Source organism: Paenibacillus sp. FSL R7-269 (assembly GCF_000517865.1).
Taxonomy (GTDB): Bacteria; Bacillota; Bacilli; order Paenibacillales; family Paenibacillaceae; genus Paenibacillus_AQ.
Window position 1 is genome coordinate 31551 of sequence record NZ_ASPS01000031.1, and the last position, 20384, is coordinate 51934.

The following is a 20384-nucleotide window of genomic DNA, read 5'->3' on the forward strand; positions in this document are numbered from 1 at the left end:
CCTTATTCGCTCCAAGGAACCAGCCGGGGATGCGGATCTAGGATAGACTGGTACTGCTCCTTCCAGCCGTACTGGGCGTCCGGGTCCAGCAGCATATAACGCAGATATTTCTCCAGACGGAATTCCGGCTTCGACCAGCCAAGATGCTTCAGACGCAGGTTGCTTAACTGATGGGACAGCTCGAAGATATTCTCCGGCAGCCGCCCGCAGTGCTGCGGCAGATCATTCCAGGCATAGTTGAAGTCTTCCCGGTAACGGAGCAGGAACGGGCGGTAGCTCTGGTGAGCCTGCCAGTAGCTGTCCTCGCGGTAGCTGGCCTCATCCCAGAAGTCGTAGAGCCGGAAGCAGAATAAGTCGCAATCTGCTGTCCGTAGCAGGGAATCAATCTCCTCTGGAAAACATGACTCGAACAGCTCATCCCCGTCCAGATTGAGAATCCACTCGGGCCGGGTCCTAACCACCGCCTCCCACTGCTGCTTGCGCAGCTCTGATTCATTATGGAAGCGGGAGACAGGGTTCTGTATCAGGTGGAGCGGAATCCCCTCAAGAGCCTCCCGGCAGATATCGGCTGTATCATCTGTGCTTGCATCATCGATAATGACGGCCTCATCGATGTACTTACGATGCTCCTCGAGCACCTGGCGCAGGAACCTGGTGCCTTCATTCTTGACGATCATCGTGAGAGTCAGCTTGGGCCGGCGGGAAGCAGGAACTGCCGGATTATTCTTCTCCGCTCCGGTTACGTCACCGCCTGCGTCAGAAGGCAGAGGCTCCTTGGACAAGTGCTGCCGGGCTTCGGCTTCGGTCCACAGCACCTCCCACTGCGCTGCTGCCTCCTGCACTCTTTTGTCAGCGGGGGGCTGAGCCGTCTCTGCGCAATCTGGCAGATCATCATCAGCGGTTGTATCGCTATCTTCAAAGATGGGTGCTTCGTGTGAGGCCTCCGGCTCTGCTTCCGTGCCCGAGGTGTGCCGGATGAACTCCGCCACCAGATCCAGATCGCTGTCTCTGTAGAGGTGCAGCGCCGGGAAGTGGGTATCCACGAAAAGTGGAAAGCCGAGCGCCGCTGCACGGATGCAGAAATGACGGTCCTCTCCCCAGTAGGAGATATTACGGACCGGATCGTAGCTGATCCCGGAGCTGAGGGCTGAGCCGCTGATCAGTGTGCAGGCGCCAAGTCCGCCAACCTCATAGATACCTGGTTGCTGCATCTTCTGCAAAAAAGCAAAAAAGCGGCGCTGAATCTCCTCCGGCGAGAGCTGCTCCCCCGGATGGATCTCCCACTGGTTGTATTCGTCATGCATCCATACCTGCGGCTGCAGCAGTGTATTCGGCTGCCACTGTGTCCAGAAAATCTCGGAGATAATATCCTTGCCTGTACCGATCAGGTGCACCAGTGTATCCGGGTGGAGAATCAGATCGGAATCAATCAGGAACAGGTAGTCATAGCCGAAGGCCTCCGCCCGCCGGATCATCAGATTCTTGAATCCGGCTACCTTCCAGATCAGATTGGAGTGCCAGACATGCGTATGCTCATCACGGATATAGTCATCATGGTAGCCGGAGGATTGCAGGAAGACGGATCTGCCGTTCCGGGCGAACTGCTGCAGCAGCCCGCTTGCGGCTTCATCCGGGTTATCGTCAATCAGATAGAAATCAAGATCGATATCCTTCAGGTTCAGACGCAGCAGAGAGTTCAGGAATTGCTCCAGGATCGCCGGTTTTTGATGGATTGGGCTGCCGAGCAGCACCCGGATTCTATTCGGATTCATAGCAGGCCACTCCAGAATAAGGTCAACATGATAGAACATCCCCTTGGATTCGCAAATAGTTGATATCAATTATATGTATTCGATATTTTCAGAGAAGTACCGGACTTTCCCCATTTCCCCGAAATAATAACCTGTATGTATAGAGGAGAGCCGTATTGCCGTCTGCCCTGAGCTGTTGTACAATACCGCTAATATATATAATTCCCGGAAGAGGGCAGGCAGGAGTGAGAGGATGGACAAGCCAACGTTAAAAGTACAGCAATTGATCAATGTCCTCCTGGCGATGAATCCGCGCGCTGAGGTGTTCCTGCATATGGAGGGCGGAGAGCTTAGGCCACTCGTGGACGAGGATATCGAGGAGATTTATGCGCCGTTGCATCCTGCCAAGACGGCCGTCTATATCGGTGCACCGTCAGACAATGCAGGCCGTGTAGAGGAGGAGTCGCCATGAAGCAGGCTCTGATCCGTCTGGAGCAGGGACCGGAGATTCGGCTGCAGCTGTTCGAACAGGAGGCGCCGGGAACTGTAGCCAATTTCGCAAAGCTTGCGAACAGCGGCTTTTACAACGGTCTGTCCTTTCAGCGTGTGGTTCGCGGCTTCGTCGCCCAGGGAGGCTGCCCGGAGCGCAACGGCAGAGGCGGCACAGATCCCATTCCCTGTGAGACGCAGGGGAATCCCCATAAGCATGTGCGCGGGGCGCTGTCTATGGCGCATTTTGGACCAGGTACGGGGTCCTGCCAGTTTTTTATCTGTTATGATACGTTCGATTATCTGGATGGCTGGCATACGGTATTCGGCAGGGTCACAGAAGGCATGGAGCATGTCGATGCCCTGCGGCGCGGAGCGGTCATGCAGGAGGTCCGCGTCTGGTAAAGTCTATGGTAAATTCATACATTGTAATTCCGAGTATTCCGATATATAATTGCTCAACAACGAGTAACAATGCTCATAGACATGGAGGAAGAGACAATGCGTAAAGGGATAACCGGGGTTGCTATTCTAATATTATTAACACTGATGATCAGTGCATGTTCCAATGGGAATAACGCTTCATCTACCAATGCCGCACAGACGCCGGCTGCATCACAAGAGCCAGCTGCCGGCGAACCGAAGGATGGAGGCAGTCTGATTATAGGGGTCGCTTCCGATCCGGTGGTACTGAACCCGAACTATGCGGGTGACCGTGTCAGCCTAACCATTGACCAGGCACTGTATGCTCCGCTGTTCCAGGTGAACAATGGCAAGAAGACCTTCTACCTGGCAGACAGCCTAACACCGTCAAGCGATAATCTGACGTATACATTGAAGCTTAAGGATGGATTGACTTGGCATGATGGAGAGAAGCTGACGGCAGATGACGTTGTGTTCACCATCGACAGTATTCTTGACGAGAAGCAGAACAGCTTCCTGCGGGCCAACTTCCTGATCGGCGACAAGGCGATCAAGGCCGTCAAGGTCGATGACCTGACTGTGGAGTTCAAGCTGCCTCAGGTCAGCCCGGCTTTTGAAGCAACGCTGGTACAGGTGTTCCCGATTCCGAAGCACATTTACGAGAATGAGACCAACATTGAGAAGAGCACCAAGAACGCTTCTCCTGTCGGCTCCGGTCCCTTCAAATTCAAGGAATACAAGGCCGGCGAGTACCTGACGCTGGAACGCTTCGATAACTACTTCGGCGGCAAGCCGCATCTCGATTCGGTCACTTACCGGATTGCCAAGGATACCAATGCTGCGAATCTGGCTCTGCAGAACGGCGAGATTAATGTGCAGTATCTGGACCCGAAGGATGTTCCTACGATTCAAGCGACGAATAATTTTGAGATTCTCCCGTATAGCGAAGGCCGCCTCGCTTATCTCATGTTCAATGCGAACAGCGATACCGGCGCCCTCGCCAAAAAAGAAGTCCGTCAAGCCCTGTCCCTGGCCCTTAGCCGCGACGAGCTGATCCAGACAGCTTACACTTCCAGCGAATATGCTGATCCGGCAAAGTCTTTCCTGACACCGGATGCGCTGTACTTCACGAACGAAGTCCCTACCTTTGACAATGATGCTGCCAAGGCGAAGGAACTGCTGGCTTCTGCCGGTGAGAGCAACCTGAAGCTCCGGTATATCGTACAGAGCGGGAACAAGGCGCAGGAAGCCATCTCGCTGTATGTGCAGCAGAAGCTGAAGGCAATCGGCGTAGAGGTTGAATTGCAGAACATGGATTCCTCGGCCTGGGTGCAGAAATTCATTGATTTGAAGGCTACCGATTATGAGCTGGCCCTGACCGGCTATATCATGGGGTATGATCCGGATGCGTACCGTATCCTGTTCACTACGGGCAGCTCATCCAATTACTCGCATTATTCCAACAGTGAAGTTGACAAGCTGATGAATGATGGTGCAGGCGAAGCAGATCCGGCCAAGCGTGCAGAGATCTACAAGAAAGCACAGGAACTGGTAGCCGAAGATGCTCCGATCTATCCGATCGCTTATACAAAGACTGTTGTAGCTATCTCTAAGACTTACGGCGGAGTTGATGAGGCTGTCCTGAAGCCGGTCGTCATCTTCGAAGACCTGTCCAAGATTTACAAGAAATAATCCGCCTCACAAAATAAGCAAGGTAAAAAAATAAGCTGGTTCCCCCAGCTTATTTTTGCCTGTTAAGAGCTAGGAGAAGCTGCGTATGAGACAACTCATCGTCCGAAGGTTGCTGCAGACGCTGCCGATGCTGTTTTTTGTATCGGTGGTCTGCTTTACCATGATCAAGCTGGCCCCGGGAGATCCGGTGCTGTCATTTGTGACGCCCAATATGCATGCCGATGATATTGAGCGCATCCGCCATAATCTGGGGCTGGATAAGCCTGCTTATATCCAATATTTCATCTGGATCAAGGAAATGGTCCAGGGTAACTTCGGCTATTCACTGGTCAATCACCAGCCTGTGCTGGGCCAGATCCTGGAACGTCTGCCTGCGACAGCGGGACTAATGGGCAGCGCCATCGCGCTGGCAGTAATCCTGGCAATTCCGCTTGGCCTCGTGGCCGGTGCGAACCGCAACCGCTGGATAGACAAGCTGATCAATTTCATCTCCTATGTGGGGATTTCCATTCCGTTATTCTGGCTGGCGATCCTGCTGATGTACCTGTTTGCAATCAAGCTGCATTTGCTTCCGAGCATGGGTATGCGTACGATTGGTGTGGAATCAGCGCTTGATGTGCTGAAGCACGGGATATTGCCATGCACGGTGCTGGCCTTCGGCTTCCTGGCCGGATATGTGCGCTACATCCGCTCCAGCACCATCGGACAGCTCAAGGAGGAGTATGTGCAGATCCAGTATGCTTTTGGCTCGAAGAAATCGACTATTCTGTTCCGCCATGTGCTGAAGCATGTGCTGCTGCCGGTGATTACCCTGCTCGGTATGTCAATGGGGGATCTGGTGGCCGGGGCCATCGTGACGGAAACGGTCTTCTCCTGGCCGGGAATCGGCTCCCTGGGAATGACGGCGGTGAAGGGGATGGATTATCCTGTCATTATGGGGATTACCCTGTTCTCCTCATTAATGCTGATCCTTGGAAATCTGGTGGCAGATATTCTCTACAGCGTTGTCGATCCAAGAATCAAACTGAAGGGGTGACCTCATGAATCGTAGTAAATGGAAAAACCTGCAGTCAGAGCTGTTTACGAACGGTCTGGGTGTCGCTGCTCTTGTGATATTAACGGTATTTACCCTGGGGGCTATCTTTGCCTTCCTGTCCGGTTATGATCCAAATGCCATGGATGCCATGGCCCGTCTCACGAAGCCCGGCGCTGCGCATTTGTTCGGCACCGATGATTATGGCCGCGACTATCTGTCCAGAGCCTTATACGGTGGCCGGGTGTCCTTGCTGGTCGGATTCGCCTCCATGATTGTGGCAACCTTAGTCGGAGTAGTGGTTGGGGTCATCAGCGGTTATTTCGGCGGCTGGCTGGATAATCTGCTGATGCGGATGCTGGATATTATTATGTCGATCCCGTCCTTCCTGATCCTGCTGCTGCTCAGCGTCTATCTGAAGCCGAGCATCGGCAACCTGATCATTATTATTGCTCTCTTGATGTGGATGAATGTGGCCCGTGTCGTCCGCGCGGAGACCCTGACGATTAAGGAACGGGAGTACGTGTTATATGCCAAAGCCTCGGGACAGAGTGCCTTCGGCATGATCTGGCGGCATATCCTTCCGGGGCTGATACCGGTGATTATTGTAGGTGCGACGAATAATATTGCCTCGGCCATTATGATGGAATCGTCGCTCAGCTTCCTCGGCTTCGGGGTGCAGCCGCCGAATGCCACGTGGGGGAGTATGCTGAACAGCGCACAGGGGTATATTGCCCAGGCGCCTTATCTGGCGCTGTTCCCCGGGCTGATGATCCTGTTTACTGTGCTGAGCTTCAATGTGCTGGGAGACATTTTGCGGGTCGGCTTTGAACCCAAGCTGATCCGAAGATAGGAGGGCTTAACATCATGACTGAACGGCTGCTGACTGTTGAGAATTTACAGGTTTCCTTCGCTACCCGGGACGGGGAGAATCAGGCCGTCCGTGGAGTTAGCTTCCATATTGATGCGGGCGAGACCGTAGGCATTGTCGGGGAATCCGGCAGTGGCAAAAGCGTTACAGCCAAGGCGGTCATGTCACTAATCACGCCGCCGGGCCATATGACAGCCGGGAAGCTGGAGTTTCGCGGCAAGAGCCTGAAGGGGCTCACGGAGAAGCAGTGGCGGGGCTTACGCGGCAACCGGATTGCGATGGTCTTCCAGGACCCGATGACCTCACTGAATCCGGTCAAGCGAATCGGCCAGCAATTAACAGAGGTGATCCGCAGACACCGGGGACTTGATAAAGCGGCGGCGTATACCGAAGCAGCGGAGCTTCTCCGCCAGGTTGGCATCCGTGATCCGGAGCAGCGGCTGAAGCAATATCCGCATGAATTCAGCGGAGGGATGCGCCAGCGGGTGATGATCGCGATGGCGCTCTCCTGCCGCCCGGAGCTGCTGATTGCCGATGAGCCTACCACCGCGCTGGATGCAACCATCCAGGCTCAGATCCTTGATCTGTTCAAAGAGCTGAAGGAACGGGGAGATACGGCAGTTGCGCTTATTACCCACGATCTGGGAGTGGTAGCTCAAGTCTGCACGCGTGTCATTGTCATGTACGGCGGACTGGTTATGGAGGAGGGGACGGTGCAGGATATCTTCTACCGGCCTCAGCATCCGTATACGCAGGGCTTGCTGCGTTCCATACCGAAGCGCGGCGGCGGTGAACGTGAGCGGCTGATTCCAATTGAGGGCACACCGCCCGATCTGCTGAATCCCCCGCCCGGCTGCCCGTTCATGGACCGTTGTCCGCATGCCTTCGCCCGCTGCAGTGAACGTCCTCCGGTCGTTGAGTTTGCACCAGGGCACCGCTCGATGTGCTGGCTGACCGAAGGTACAGAAGAGAAGACGGCAGTTACAGCGGGGAGGGATTTCACTTGAGTGAGCGCAAGGTGCTTGTGGAGGTTAGCAATCTGAAGAAACATTTCCCGAAGGGCAAGGATTTGCGCGGACGGGATAAGGGTGTACTTAAGGCCGTAGACGGAGTCAGCTTCCAGATCCGTCAAGGTGAGACCTTCGGACTGGTTGGCGAATCCGGGAGCGGCAAGTCCACGGTCGGCCGTTGCCTGCTTCGTCTGTACGATTATACGGACGGTGAGGTGTTCTATGACGGGAAGCCGCTTGGCAAGCTGGGCGAAAAAGGGCTGAAGCCCTTCCGCAGACGGATTCAATCGATTTTCCAGGACCCGTATTCCTCCCTTAATCCAAGCCTGAACGTACTGGAGCTGATCAGTGAGCCGATGCGGATTCACGGTCTCTATCCGGGCGAAGAGCGCAAGGAAGCGGTGGCAGAGCTGCTGGAGAAGGTGGGGCTGAAGCGGGAGCATCTGTACCGCTTCCCCCATGAATTCAGCGGCGGGCAACGCCAGCGGATCTCTATTGCACGGGCGCTGTCGGTCCGGCCCGAGTTCGTCGTCTGCGATGAGCCCATCTCTGCGTTGGATGTCTCTGTCCAGGCCCAGGTCGTTAATATGCTGGAGGATCTGCAAGCCGAGTTCGGGCTGACCTATCTGTTCATCGCCCATGATCTGTCGATGGTCCGCCATATTGCCGACCGGATCGGCGTGATGTATGGCGGCCGGCTGGTGGAGGTGGCTCCAAGCGATGAGCTGTATGATAATCCGCTCCATCCCTACACCAGAGCGCTGCTGTCCTCCATTCTGGAGACAGACCCGATGAAGGCCAGCCGCAGAATCCAGCTGGAGGCCTACCCGGCTACGCGCGGGACAGAGGAAACCGCTGCACTGCGGGAAGTGAGTCCCGGACATTATGTGGCCAGGGAATATGCAGACTAATGCTGTGAACGAATCTTAGGAGATACACATCTGCGAATCAAGGAGGAGATACAATGACAATACCGACTAGCAAGGTCAAATTATCACAATGGGATGCCCTTCTGCTGGAATCGCTGCGCGCGTTATCCGGATCTGACGAAGAGCTGCTGCGCAGAGTGAGCGAAGGGGATCTGCCGGCCGATGAGAGTAAATACGAATTCGATTACGGGCAGTTGTCTGTCCTTGCTGAGGAACAGCCGGAGGGATTCCGGCAGGCCGTTCTGGAAGGCTACCAGATTAAATACAATACCATCCGCGGAATCCGCAGCTGGATAGAGGTTGCGCTGGGTATTGAAGCGAAGCTGGAGCTGGAAGAGGGGCAGGAAGCGGTGGAAGCGGAATTAACGGAGGCCGAGCGCGGACGGCTGGAGGATGTATTGTCTTACGGCTGGGCGGTCACCGGCGTGCCTGCCGGAGACGGCAATACCGGAACGTACCGGATTGAGCCGATTCAGCGCTAGAATTGGATATGGGAAAGCCAAAGGCAGCCGCTCCAGGAATGGAGCGGCTGCTTACATTTTTACATATTTAACTGAATTCTGCGCGTGCTTAGTACGCCTTCCAGTCCGGTAGGGTCGGTGCTAACCTTGCGGGCCACGAAGGCTTCGGCCCGCTCCGAGGTGCGCAGGCGCAGCGGCTTGGTCTCAAGCTGTACCAGCTCCCACATCACATCCGCAACAGAGTCTGCCTTCTGCGGCTCCACATTGCGCTCTAGGAAGGCTGCTCTATAAGCATCCAGAATGGGCTTGTACTCGTCTTCCAGAACGCCGCCGGTGCTGGCGACATGCCCCATTACAGTTGAATTGAATTCCGTGGCAATTGCCCCTGGCTCAAGCAGTGTGATGTCGATGTTGAACTGCGGCTTGTAGTAGGTGGCGAGGCTCTCCAGCAGCCCTTCCACTGCGAATTTGCTGGCGCAGTACACCTCGTTCATCGGTTGCCCGACCAGTCCGCCGACACTGGAGGTCGCCACAATATGGCCGTAGCCAGTCTTTTGCAGCAGCGGCAGTGCAGCACGGATCGTATGCATTACCCCGTACACGTTGGTATTGAAGACATCCTCGATCTCAGGGAACGGTGCCTGTCCAAGCGCTCTCAGGTAGCCGAATCCGGCATTGCAGAATAATAGATCCAGCTTGCCTTGCTCTGCTTCTATCCGGTCAATAACCTGCTGAATGCTCTCCGGCTGTGTCACCTCCAGCTCTACGAACTGCAGACCCTCCACATTCTGGTACAGCTCCTGTTCACGCTTCAGATGGCGTGTTCCGGCATAGACCGTCCAGCCCTCATGGGCGAACTTCAGTGCTGTGGCAAGGCCGATGCCGGAGGATGCTCCGGTGATGCAGATTACTTTTTTCATACTAGCTTTCGCCTCCATTAGTTTGAACTTCATTGATTTGAACCTTGGGAAAGGTATAAAATATCCAATTTTGCCCACATTATAGCATATAGTAATAGAGCTTCCTGTAAATCGACATAAAGTTCGTTGTTTCGCGGAAATTGGGCGATGCCAAAGTTGCTATAATTGTTTTCAGTACGGTACACTATAACTAAAATCTTAATCGCCTGCGAATGGAGAGGAACAAGGGAACAATGGAAGTATTCAAGCGTTATGTCGCCAATTTAACAGTCCGGCGCTTCTTGATTCTGGGATTGATTGGACTGCTGCTGTACAGTATCAGGGATATGCTGAATCTGGTGCTGCTGACCTTCCTGATTGCTTATGTAATGAACAGCTTTCAGGTGCTGCTGAGCAAGCGGATCGGCAAATTCGTGAAGGTGAACAGCAAGGTTATCATCATTATACTGTATGTGGCGCTGATCAGCATGATCGTCATGGCACTCGTCAAATATATGCCCAAGGTATTCTCGCAGATCAAGCAGTTAACCACCTTTCTCGGGACGCTGACCTCCGATGATATTCCGCAGAATGAAATTATGCAGTACTTGTTCCGAAAGGTCAAGGAGCTCAACTATCAGAGCTATTTGAATCAGGGGATCGAATATGTCTTCAAAATCAGCAACTGGGGAACCACCTTCGTCCTGTCCACGATTCTAAGCCTTGTGTTCATTCTGGAAAAGAACCGGATCGTCAACTTTACCTCCCGTTTGAGAGACAGCAAAATCTCCTGGTTCTATGTGGAGCTTGAGTATTTCGGCAGAAAATTCATCTCCTCCTTCGGCAAGGTGATTGAAGCACAGATTCTGATTGCGCTGTTCAATACTTTGTTTACGGTGGTCGGGCTGTGGGTGCTTGGTTTCTTTTTCCAGCCATTCCCTTATCTGTTCGCCCTCTCCATTATGATCTTCATGCTTAGTCTGATTCCGGTCGTCGGCTTTGTCATTTCACTGATTCCGCTATGTATCATCGGCTACAACACCGGCGGACTGGCGCTGACGATCAATATTCTGGCGATGATTGCCATTCTGCATGTCATTGAAGGCTACTTCCTGAATCCGAAGCTGATGTCCTCCAAAATGAACCTGCCGATGTTCTACACCCTCGTAGTACTGTTGTTCTCCGAGCATTATATCGGGGTATGGGGGCTGATTCTCGGGATTCCGATCTTCGTCTTTTTCCTGGATATCCTGGATATTAGCCGGGACAATAAGCCTTCACTGGAATGACGCAGCCAATTCTATAATCCGTAATACGCATAGGGCGATATTCAACCTGCTCAAGGTTCGGGTATCGTCTTTTTATAGAATTTACATGTTTTGGGGTCCCCGCAAAGTACCTGAGTCATCATCAAAGCTAAAGCCCCACTTTGTGGGGTTACCTTAGGGGGAAATAACAAGATGATCAGATATCCAGTATTAGAAGCAGGAGCCGTTATTGGTGTAACTGCACCCTCATCTGGAGTGGGGGAGGCGCTTCGTGAACTGCTTGAGCTGGCTGTAGAACGGCTGCGAAAAAGTGGGTACGGCGTAGTCTGCGGACCCACAGCGTGGACACAGGAGAAGGCCAAATCGGCCCCGGCTGCTGTACGTGCTGCTGAATTCAACAAGATGATGGCCGATGAGTCCATCGGACTCGTCATGCCGCCCTGGGGCGGGGAGCTGCTGATCGAGATGCTGGAGCTGGTGGATTTCAGCAAGATGAAGTCTAAATGGATTCTCGGGTATTCCGACATCAGTGTGCTGCTGCTGGCGGTCACTCTGAAGACGGGGATTGCCACTGCCCATGGCACGAACTTCATTGACCTCCGTGGGGAACAGACAGACCCGACAACCTCCATGTGGGAGAAGGTATTGTCTACGCCAAGCGATGGCGCTGTAGTTCAGCAATCCTCACCGCAATATCAGCTGGAATGGGGAGGCGAGCCGTCGCCCCATGTGTTCAACCTTACAGAAGCAACTAACTGGAAGACGGTGGGCAATCACGCTATCGCCATGCAGGGGCGCCTGCTGGGGGGCTGCATTGACGTTATCCGTCATCTGATCGGCACGCCCTACGGAGAGGTCCGGCACTTCCAGCAGCATTATATCAACAACGAACCGATTCTGTGGTACTTAGAGAACTGTGAGCTGTCTGTGACCGACCTGCGCCGCTCCCTGATACAGATGAAGCTGGCCGGCTGGTTCGAGCATTGCAGCGGTCTCCTGTTCGGCCGTAGCGCGGCTAACCGCCCTATGGACAACTATACCGTAGAGGATGTCTACCAGGAGCTGGCTGATGAGCTGGGCCTGCCGGTCGCATACGACATCGACTGCGGGCATCTGCCGCCGCAGGTTACTTTGGTGAATGGCGCTTTTGCAGAGGTAGTGGTTGGCGCAGGTAAGGGAACGGTGACGCAGTACTTCCGGGATTAGAGGAACTTAGTAATATGCTCGTACGAACTCTAATTTCCGCTTGTTCTCATACCATAATCAAACCTCTCTTAAACAGGTATATTCGTCATATATAATGTGAATTTATGTCGAATTTAGTTGAAAAAAAGTGATGGGATTATTCAAGGAATGCTCTGCACAGGCTTAGCATCCTGTATAATTTATGAATATACAGACAGCCATAGCTGCCGATTCCTGAGCAGTGAATCCCTCACGAAAGAGAGTAGTGACTATGAAATCCATCGCCTGGGTGACTGACAGCACCAGCACCATTGATTCTGAATTCGCTATGAATAACCATGTGTATATCGTTCCCCTCCGTCTAATCGTCAATAATGAATGTTATAGAGAAAATATAGATATTAACGCCGATCAGTTCTATGACAAAATGCGGCAGCAAGACAAGGTAGGCAGCTCCCAGCCGCCGATTGGCGAGTTCGTGGAATTATACGAGCGTCTGAAGGAAGAATATGACGAGATTATCGCGATCCACTGCTCCTCCGAGCTTAGCGGGACCTTCAACACCTCAATGCAGGCGGCAGATATTGCTGGAGTGAACGTAATTGGTATCGATTCCAAAGTAGGCGCATACCCCATACGTGAGATGCTGCTGCGCGGTATTCACTGGCAGCAGGCAGGCTGCTCTGCACAGGAGATCAAGAACAGAATTGATAATATAATCGGGGAAATGTCCTTCTATATTATCCCTGCCAGCCTGAGCCAGCTGCACCGCAGCGGACGGCTCTCCGGCTCTCAGTTCCTGCTGGGCCAGCTGATGCGGATTCATCTGCTTCTGAGGTTCGATGAGGGTAAGATTGTCGTCGTTGATAAAATCCGCACCTTCAAGAAGACGAAGCAAAAGCTGCTGGAGACCATCCAGGAGGAAATCGGCCGCTTCCAGGATGTATGTATTATGCACGCGAACAATAAAGAAGAGGCGCTGAGCCTGGAGTGGGCCATTAAGGCCATGTCCCCTTCGGTGCGTACAGAGATTATGCCCTTTATCCCGGTGGTAGGTGCTCATATGGGCGAGGGAACACTGGCGCTGTCTTGGATTAACCGTACGGCTCTGAATAGTATTGATGCTGAGGATGAAGTGCTGGAGTCTGTGCTCTAGAAAAGGAGCGGAACGATGTTCTTATACCATTATTATGATGTATCTGTAGGCCCGTTTGTCAGCCTATCGGACTTGCCGGTGGAGCAGGCCAAGGCCGTACTGGAGACGATCAAGCAGACCAAGCCCAAGGCCCAGAGTGCGCAAAGACACGATAAGTATGTGGAATATCGGCGGAACTGCGAGAGCATCATCCGGGCGGAATTTATACGTAAGGGCGGTGTGGTCCAGCGGCCCTCCCCGCATTATATGGTAGTTGAACACAGTCCGTGGCTAAGCACGTGGTTCGAGAATGGCGCATCCCTCAAGATTCCGATAGAGGAATTTGATGTGAACACGATTTCTTTTACCTATGGGGACTCCATGCCGACCTTCAGCCCGTTGATTAACGATGGCAAAGAGTACAGGCACACCCTGTATACCTATTCCGAGATTGTGGGCATCATTGATAAGTACGGGTTACCGCAGAACTGGAACAATGACGGAAAATACGGTCCCGAGCGGTATGTTGAAGCGCATATCTGGAGCGATGAGACGGTTAGCCGGTATCTGAGTGATCGGGGCCGGAACCGATAATGTAATATCGAAATAACCAGAAAACGGCTGGATCAGGGAAACCTGACCAGCCGTTTTGTAATGGAATAGTATTATTATCAAGACTTCAATCTAAATGATAACAGAACCCAAATGAATAGTCTAGTAATTTATGGGCGAAGTGCTAACATAAGGTTACCGGTAAAATAAAATGTGAGTGCGCACTGTTACATGAAATGGAGTCTGCAAATGAAGGGTTTAGACTTGAGCGAGGAGTTCTATTGGGAGATTGTGAGGCCGCTGATAGCCAGACGTTTCCCGCAACTAGTGGAGAAGCATGCTGCCGGATTGATAGGATATGGTTCGGATGTTCTGGGTTATGATGACGTTCTTTCCAGAGATCATGAATGGGGGGCGAGGTGCTACATTTGGCTGCTGGACCCGGATTACGATAAATATGCTGTAAGCCTTGACCAAGCATTCGATGAAGAGGTGCCAGCCTTGTTCAAAGGGTATCCTTCCCGGTTTTCGGTAGATGAATCTCATGAGGTGCTTATACCCTACAATGGGCAGAGCAACCTTCATCATATTGCAATTACCAGCGTCTCCCGGCACATGCGAATCCAGTTGGGACTGCTAACCCCATATCCATCCTTATACGAATGGTTAGTCATTCCTGAGCAGAAATTGCTGGAGTGGACAAGGGGAAGGATCTTTACAGATCCTGTTGGGGAAATAACAGAAGTGCGAAGGGGACTGGCTTATCTGCCCGATGAGATATGGCGGTACAAATTGAAATATGCCTGGAGTTCATTCCGGCAGCTGTATGTGGCAGGACTTGCAGACCTCCGGGGCGAACCGTTGTCGGCCAGGTTGCTCATCAACCGCATGGTGGAGCAGGCAGTTCAACTGATTTTTCTCTATAACAAAAGGCTCCGGCCCGGAACCTACAAATGGATATCCAGGGATCTGGTGCAGATCAGCCCTGAGGTTAGCAGGCAGACCAAGCAGCTTGAAGCTATTTTGCTGGAACCCTCTGTTACAAGGGCCGTTGAACAAATGGAAGAGATATTAACGGAATTAGTGAATCAACATAACGAGATGAAGCTGACGGATCATATTGAGCTTCAACCCTCCATTTTCTACGCAAGAGGCTTGCAATCCTATTCTTATACCAATATGGAGGATGCTCTATTCGCTACGTTACCCGAAGAACTTCAGCAGCTGGAAATCCCGGGTACGCTGGATCAATTCATTACAAGTGAACATCTATTAATCTGGGCGGATCACTATTCCAAATTCAAGTCAATATACAGCGTCAGGTCTGATATAGAGAGAACTGGGGTGGGGGATATGATTGTATAGTGAAGACTGCGCTTCGTGCGAGCAGCCTTTAGGCTATCAAGCTTATGCTTGATGGTCTTTTTTAATCTTTCCCCTCCATTCTTCCAATTTATACAATTTCCTTGTATCAATATACATAGTAAATTTACATAGTCCTATTGTAGAATCAAGAAGTTGTCGAATTATGGAGCGATATTCCATCCATGGGACTCTGTAGGACGATGGTTTTTATGAATTTTTCTAAAAAGAAAGAGGGGGAAGTAATTTTGTTATTCCAAGCAGCACGCCGTAAACTCAGTCTGGTGATTGTACTTGCCCTGCTAATCAGCAGCCTTACGCCACATCTGGTGTTCGGGGAGTCCGCGCAATTGAAGGATATCGCAGGCTCTTATGCTCAGAAGGAGATTCAATCCTTAACTGAAGCAGGAATAATCTCGGGGTATGAAGATAACACCTTCAAACCGAATAAGGCTATGTCGCGCGCCGAGCTGGCGAAAATAATAGTCCTTTCGTTAGGACTGGAAGTAAGTGGTGACGAGACCGCACCATTCAAAGACGTTGCCGCCACCAGCTGGTATCGTGGTTATGTAGGTGCGTTGGTGAAGGCAGGCATCACAGAGGGGACATCGGCGAGCACGTTCAGTCCTAATTCGAGTGTAACCCGGGAAGAGCTGGTTGTATTTTTCATCCGGGCCTTTGAATTAGATGAAACAGCGAAGAAGCTTCCGCTTGGCAGCAAGCTGTCCGATATGTCAGAGGTGTCTGAATGGGCAAAAGCTCAAGTATCCCTGGCCTTCAACAATGGGTTCATCAACGGGGTTCAGGGCATTGACGGTACGCTGAAATTCAAACCTAAAGAGCGTGCTGAGCGCCAGGCTCTGGCCCGTCTCGCATATGAGTTCAAGACGAATAAAGCAGTATATGTTGAGAAGTCCAAGCAGCTTCTTGCTGAAGAGACTGATAAGGGTAAGACTCCAGTGGTTACTCCGGCTCCCACAGCGACACAAGCTATCCGTGATACGTCTGTGAGTGCTCCGGCAGCCCCGGGTCCAGGAGCGCCAGCATCGGCAACACCTGTACCAGCAACACCGGCACCAGCGGAGCCGACTCCAGCACCAGCAACACCGGCACCAGTGGAGCCGACTCCAGTACCGGCCAATGCTCTCCAGATTGTAGTGAAGGGGGAGAGTACAGATGCTATTTATGCAGAAGAGTCCACTGAAGTTATTTTCCGTTCAACGCTTAATGCGGCAGAGACAGTAACTGCAAGTGTCTATCAGGTAGATGACAGCGGCAAAGTGATGTCACAGATTACCCTGCTGCACGATGATGGTTTAGAAATTCATGGAGACAGCCTTGCAGCAGACGGACTCTATAGCGGCAAAGCAGTATTAACTGAAAGTACGGAAGGCTACATAAATCTGCAGACCTTTGCTGGAGATGTGCCTAGCAGTGCAGTCCTTAAACTGTCTGTACTGAAACATCTTACAGATGAACAGCTTGCACAAACAGAAATTATTGAAAATAATACACAGAGTAAGCTTGATCAATTGGCTGCTTCTAGCGGTAACTTGCAAAAGGCCAAGGAAGAAACAGTGGCTTGGCTTCAAACCCAGGACGAAGTAGAGCATGCAGGAATATCAGGTGAGGGAGGAAGCATCTGGTATTTGCTGGATAACGGGATTCTAGGCGGAATATCCTCGGCCCCTGAGAATACAAAAGGATTAAGCAACACAGTCGAAGAGGCTGCTTCCAATAACGCATTGACGGCGCTCACGCAAGATGTGGAACAAACCGTAGCCACCATAGGAAGCCAGCAGGTTGCTGTGGTTTCTCCGTTCTCCGGCACACTTCCATCTTCTACGGTGTATGACGCTGTATATCAAAGCTTCGAGCAGTCGAATTACCCTTTCCTTGTGGAGAGAGTAAAGGACAGCGCAGCGGGCGTTAACTTCTTCAAAGGGCTTAATCAGTATGGTGTTGTGGTCCTAGATTCCCATGGGGATACGTACTATGATGAGATTGTGCTCCAGAAATTCCACGATAAATATGGTGTTGATTTCAAATATGCGGGGCCGCAGGTCATGTTCCTGACCGGAGAGAAGGCAACGGCTGAGAACAACAAGACCTATGAACTGGATCTGAAAAAGGGCAGACTGGCTATCATATCGGGCTATTATGCGATTACGCCTTCTTTCATTACACGGTACAATGATATGCTTCCTGGTACTATTGTATATAACGGCAGCTGCCGCAGCGCATACAACGATTCCATGTCGGATGCGTTCCTCAACAATGGGGCCAGCACTTATTATGGTTACACCGATTATGTAAAGCTTGCTTATGATCAGGTCATTGCCCCATTTGTATTCAACGCCTTGAACAATGAGAATATGACAACCGGACAAGCTTTTGAGGCAGCAGTGGCTGCTCACGGAGCCAATGACGGGTTGGCAGCATTCGTCATGAAGGGAAGCAGCATCGGTACGAAAACCGAAGGGGTCATCAACGGAACCTTTGAAAACGGAAAATGGACCGGCTGGAATGGAAACGGAGATGTCCGGGTCATCTCAAAGCTGGGGCCGCTTAAGCCTACAGAGGGTAACTACATGGCGATTATCAGTACTGGCCTTGGGTTTGAAAACAATGACAAGGGAGGATATGACTACAATTCGGATAGTTATATCGAGCAGAGCTTCATGGTCCCGGCGGGAGCCACAACCTTATCGTTTGATTACAATTTCATTTCTGAGGAGCCAACGGAATACGTTGGGACCAAATTCAACGATACATTTAGAGCGACAGTAACTTCCAGTGTATACATCAATCCGGCTTCTCTCGTGACCTCACACTTGAACGGCGGACCTACGGTGACGTCCAATGTCTACGGACAGGAATCTGTGATTGTCGGTCAGGAATCGATTAATGAATCTACAGCTTATTGGATTGAGGAGAACAAAGTAGACGTTAATTTCTACGGCGGGGATGATACGGCTTACATGACGAATTGGAAGCATGTCCAATTTGATGTGAGCCAATTTGCCGGCAAGGGCTCGATTGTCCTCCGGTTCCATGTATGGGATCAAGGTGACAGCGTCTTTGACACGGCAGTATTGATCGATAATGTACTGTTGAAGTAACCGTAAACGGCTGGATCAGGGGAACCTGACCAGCCGTTTTTTAATGGAATTAGCATTCAAAACCACTACATAGCCTTGTGCAACCTAGAGTTGCAGAAGATATTTAAAATACTCAACTTGCGCTCGATTTCGATCTCAGCTCCTCTATGCTACTATTGGCTGTGTTGAGTAATAGTAGAATGGAGGTGTCCTCACGTTGATCGATAATAACAAAGCCGGGCAGAATATATTGAACTTAAGGAAGGGATTATCCCTAACCCAGACAGAGCTGTCCAGCTTAGTTGGCGTAAGCCATCAGGCGGTTTCCAAGTGGGAACAGGGAGACTGTCTGCCCGATATCGGGGTGTTGCTGAAGCTTGGACAGGTCTTCGGGAAGTCGGTGGAAGAGCTTTTGTTAGGGGAGAGAGTTAGCGGCGATTCAGCTTCTGATAAAATTGTAAGCCCTCCCATCGAGCTCCCGGATGAGGTCTGGACTGTGGCCTTGGATCGTATCCAAGGCCGCATCTCACCGCCCAGCTTCAACACCTGGTTCAAGGGCACGAAGGGGAAGCAGTTGGGGGAGACTTACTGCGTCTACAGTCCGAGCCGTTTTGCTTCAGAGTGGTTATATCAACGCTATTCGGGTTTGATTGTACCGATTCTTGAAGACATAACAGGCATATCCGGCCTTAAGGTCGAGTTCTGCTCTATGGGAGCGTGGGACATCAACCGTAAGGATTAGGTTTCTGCCCGGTAGGTTTTGCCAAGGTGATGACCCAGACCAAAATAATGACGGAAATTATAGATGAGCGGACTCCATTTCAGCGGATCGATATGTTTGTCATCCATAATAATATCCTGGTGCGCATGTACATGAACAGCCTGTGCCTCAACGATTGCAAAGCCAGGCGAATGATCCGGTATCCGGATATGTTGGACGCTTGCTTCAATTTGTAACGGGCATTCCATAATTCGTGAAGGCTTAACAGTTATGGACGTAACAGGTGTGAGTCCGCTGGCAGCATATTTATCCTTTTGATAGGAGTAGCCATGTTGTTGCTTGTAATCAGGGACAGGATTCTTACCCGTATAGGGAGCAAGCTGCTCCACATTCTCCCATAGTGAAGGGCCGGGGATGTTAATGACGCATTCGGGAAGCCGTTCCAGGTTCTCGATGGCTTTTCCCCCAAGACCAATCCCTAGTACAATACAGTCTCCTAAAGCCCAGGAGGATGAAATAGGACTGATGTTTACGCTATCATCTTCATTCAAGGTGTTCAGTAAGATGACAGGAGTTCCAAAATATAAAATCTTGGGTTGTATCATTTCAGTGTTCATTCTTTGCTTCGTAGGATTCATTGTATTTCTCCTCCCATATTGTAGATCCTACTTCAGTGTATAATATAAATAATTCAACACTCATCGAAGTATGGAATACAAAAAGGAGGGTTAGGATGCAGGCCAATCCGAATGTTGCTATCATCGCAGCTCTAGTAAGTGAAGCTTCACGGGCGGCAATATTAACCGTTTTACTGGATGGAAGGTTCCATTCGGCAAGCGAGTTAGCATATATGGCAAGAATCAAGCCTCAAACGGCAAGCTTTCATTTAGCGAAATTGATAGATGCTAACGTGGTTACCGTAGAGAAACAAGGGAGACATCGTTACTTTGCGATTGGAGATCAAGAGGTTGCGCGGGTGATGGAGTCCTTATTATCTATTGCTCCGCCTGTGACAGTTAAGTCATTAAGGCAATCCTCGCAGGACAAGGCGTTGCGTTATGCCAGAACATGTTATGACCATCTCGCCGGGAATGTGGGGGTACAATTAACCCATGCTTTGCTAAACAGCGGTATCTTACTTGAAGAAGAGGACAGGTATACGGTGACGGAGCATGGGAAGAAGTTTTTTGCAGACTTTGGCGTTGATTTGAACGAAGCTGCAACGAAACGCCGTCAATTCTCACATCAATGCCTGGATTGGAGCGAACGCCGCCACCACCTGGCCGGAGCCCTAGGAAATGCCCTTCTGGAGAGAGTCTTGGAGCTGGACTGGGTCCGGCGTCTGCCGGGTACACGTGCGGTACAGGTCACCAATGAGGGGAAAGCGGGTTTTGAAGAAATATTTTCACTGGATTTGAATTAGGTGCAAGGAATGAATGATTGGTGAGAACAAAGTAGCGGTGAATTTCTATGGCGGGAATGATACGGCCTACATGACGAAT

The 20384-nt window shown here is 51.3% G+C and carries 19 protein-coding genes; 16 read left to right on the top strand and 3 right to left on the bottom strand.

The window, feature by feature from the left end:
* Positions 1 to 2: 2 nt before the first annotated feature.
* On the bottom strand, positions 3 to 1772 hold the full coding sequence (locus tag C162_RS16155; RefSeq protein WP_036695541.1) for a glycosyltransferase: 1770 nt from the start codon (positions 1770 to 1772) through the stop codon (positions 3 to 5).
* A gap of 232 nt (positions 1773 to 2004) precedes the next feature.
* On the opposite strand from C162_RS16155, the gene C162_RS16160 reads away from it, so the two are divergent.
* From C162_RS16160 to C162_RS16195, 8 genes are all read left to right on the top strand, one after another.
* Positions 2005 to 2223: a hypothetical protein gene (locus C162_RS16160; RefSeq protein WP_036695542.1), complete on the top strand. Its 219-nt coding sequence runs from the start codon at positions 2005 to 2007 to the stop codon at positions 2221 to 2223.
* A complete protein-coding gene (locus C162_RS16165) occupies positions 2220 to 2645 on the top strand; it encodes a peptidylprolyl isomerase (RefSeq protein WP_036695543.1) in 426 nt (141 codons plus the stop codon). Before C162_RS16160 ends, C162_RS16165 begins: the two co-directional genes overlap by 4 nt.
* A gap of 96 nt (positions 2646 to 2741) precedes the next feature.
* On the top strand, positions 2742 to 4355 hold the full coding sequence (locus C162_RS16170; RefSeq protein ID WP_036695544.1) for an ABC transporter substrate-binding protein: 1614 nt from the start codon (positions 2742 to 2744) through the stop codon (positions 4353 to 4355).
* Between the two features lie 85 nt (positions 4356 to 4440).
* Positions 4441 to 5391, top strand: coding sequence for an ABC transporter permease (locus C162_RS16175; RefSeq protein ID WP_036695545.1), 951 nt, complete (start codon positions 4441 to 4443; stop codon positions 5389 to 5391).
* Between the two features lie 4 nt (positions 5392 to 5395).
* Entirely contained in the window at positions 5396 to 6241 is an 846-nt protein-coding gene (locus tag C162_RS16180) for an ABC transporter permease (RefSeq protein WP_036695546.1), read from the top strand.
* A gap of 14 nt (positions 6242 to 6255) precedes the next feature.
* Positions 6256 to 7266, top strand: coding sequence for an ABC transporter ATP-binding protein (locus C162_RS16185; protein WP_036695547.1), 1011 nt, complete (start codon positions 6256 to 6258; stop codon positions 7264 to 7266).
* A complete protein-coding gene (locus C162_RS16190; protein WP_036695548.1) occupies positions 7263 to 8180 on the top strand; it encodes an ABC transporter ATP-binding protein in 918 nt (305 codons plus the stop codon). The genes C162_RS16185 and C162_RS16190 overlap by 4 nt, the downstream gene beginning before the upstream one ends.
* 53 nt (positions 8181 to 8233) lie before the next feature.
* Positions 8234 to 8680 (top strand): hypothetical protein, encoded by a 447-nt coding sequence (locus tag C162_RS16195; protein WP_036695549.1) that lies wholly within the window; start codon positions 8234 to 8236, stop codon positions 8678 to 8680.
* A 59-nt stretch (positions 8681 to 8739) separates the two neighbouring features.
* On the opposite strand, the gene C162_RS16200 is transcribed toward C162_RS16195, so the two are convergent.
* Positions 8740 to 9579, bottom strand: coding sequence for an SDR family oxidoreductase (locus tag C162_RS16200; protein ID WP_036695550.1), 840 nt, complete (start codon positions 9577 to 9579; stop codon positions 8740 to 8742).
* A gap of 233 nt (positions 9580 to 9812) precedes the next feature.
* Here C162_RS16200 and C162_RS16205 point away from each other — a divergent pair, with 233 nt between their 5' ends.
* The 7 genes from C162_RS16205 to C162_RS34405 all read left to right on the top strand — a co-directional run bounded on the left by C162_RS16205 (position 9813) and on the right by C162_RS34405 (position 18903).
* Positions 9813 to 10847, top strand: a complete 1035-nt coding sequence (locus C162_RS16205) for an AI-2E family transporter (protein ID WP_036695551.1) — start codon at positions 9813 to 9815, stop codon at positions 10845 to 10847.
* Positions 10848 to 11018: 171 nt separating this feature from the next.
* Positions 11019 to 12032 (top strand): S66 family peptidase, encoded by a 1014-nt coding sequence (locus C162_RS16210; protein WP_036695552.1) that lies wholly within the window; start codon positions 11019 to 11021, stop codon positions 12030 to 12032.
* 250 nt (positions 12033 to 12282) lie between these two features.
* Positions 12283 to 13167 (top strand): DegV family protein, encoded by an 885-nt coding sequence (locus C162_RS16215; protein WP_036695553.1) that lies wholly within the window; start codon positions 12283 to 12285, stop codon positions 13165 to 13167.
* A gap of 15 nt (positions 13168 to 13182) precedes the next feature.
* Entirely contained in the window at positions 13183 to 13740 is a 558-nt protein-coding gene (locus tag C162_RS16220; protein ID WP_036695554.1) for a hypothetical protein, read from the top strand.
* Between the two features lie 207 nt (positions 13741 to 13947).
* On the top strand, positions 13948 to 15063 hold the full coding sequence (locus C162_RS16225; protein ID WP_036695555.1) for a DUF4037 domain-containing protein: 1116 nt from the start codon (positions 13948 to 13950) through the stop codon (positions 15061 to 15063).
* Between the two features lie 245 nt (positions 15064 to 15308).
* Positions 15309 to 18182 (top strand): S-layer homology domain-containing protein, encoded by a 2874-nt coding sequence (locus tag C162_RS16230; RefSeq protein WP_036695556.1) that lies wholly within the window; start codon positions 15309 to 15311, stop codon positions 18180 to 18182.
* A gap of 196 nt (positions 18183 to 18378) precedes the next feature.
* Positions 18379 to 18903 (top strand): helix-turn-helix transcriptional regulator, encoded by a 525-nt coding sequence (locus C162_RS34405; protein ID WP_051493573.1) that lies wholly within the window; start codon positions 18379 to 18381, stop codon positions 18901 to 18903.
* Here the strand turns inward: C162_RS34405 and C162_RS16240 are convergent.
* Positions 18900 to 19520: a flavin reductase family protein gene (locus C162_RS16240; RefSeq protein ID WP_036695557.1), complete on the bottom strand. Its 621-nt coding sequence runs from the start codon at positions 19518 to 19520 to the stop codon at positions 18900 to 18902. The two genes, C162_RS34405 and C162_RS16240, sit on opposite strands and share 4 nt — an antisense overlap.
* Before the next feature lie 95 nt (positions 19521 to 19615).
* Between C162_RS16240 and C162_RS16245 the strand changes: the two genes are divergently transcribed.
* Positions 19616 to 20305: an ArsR/SmtB family transcription factor gene (locus C162_RS16245; RefSeq protein WP_036695558.1), complete on the top strand. Its 690-nt coding sequence runs from the start codon at positions 19616 to 19618 to the stop codon at positions 20303 to 20305.
* The last annotated feature ends 79 nt before the right edge of the window (positions 20306 to 20384 follow it).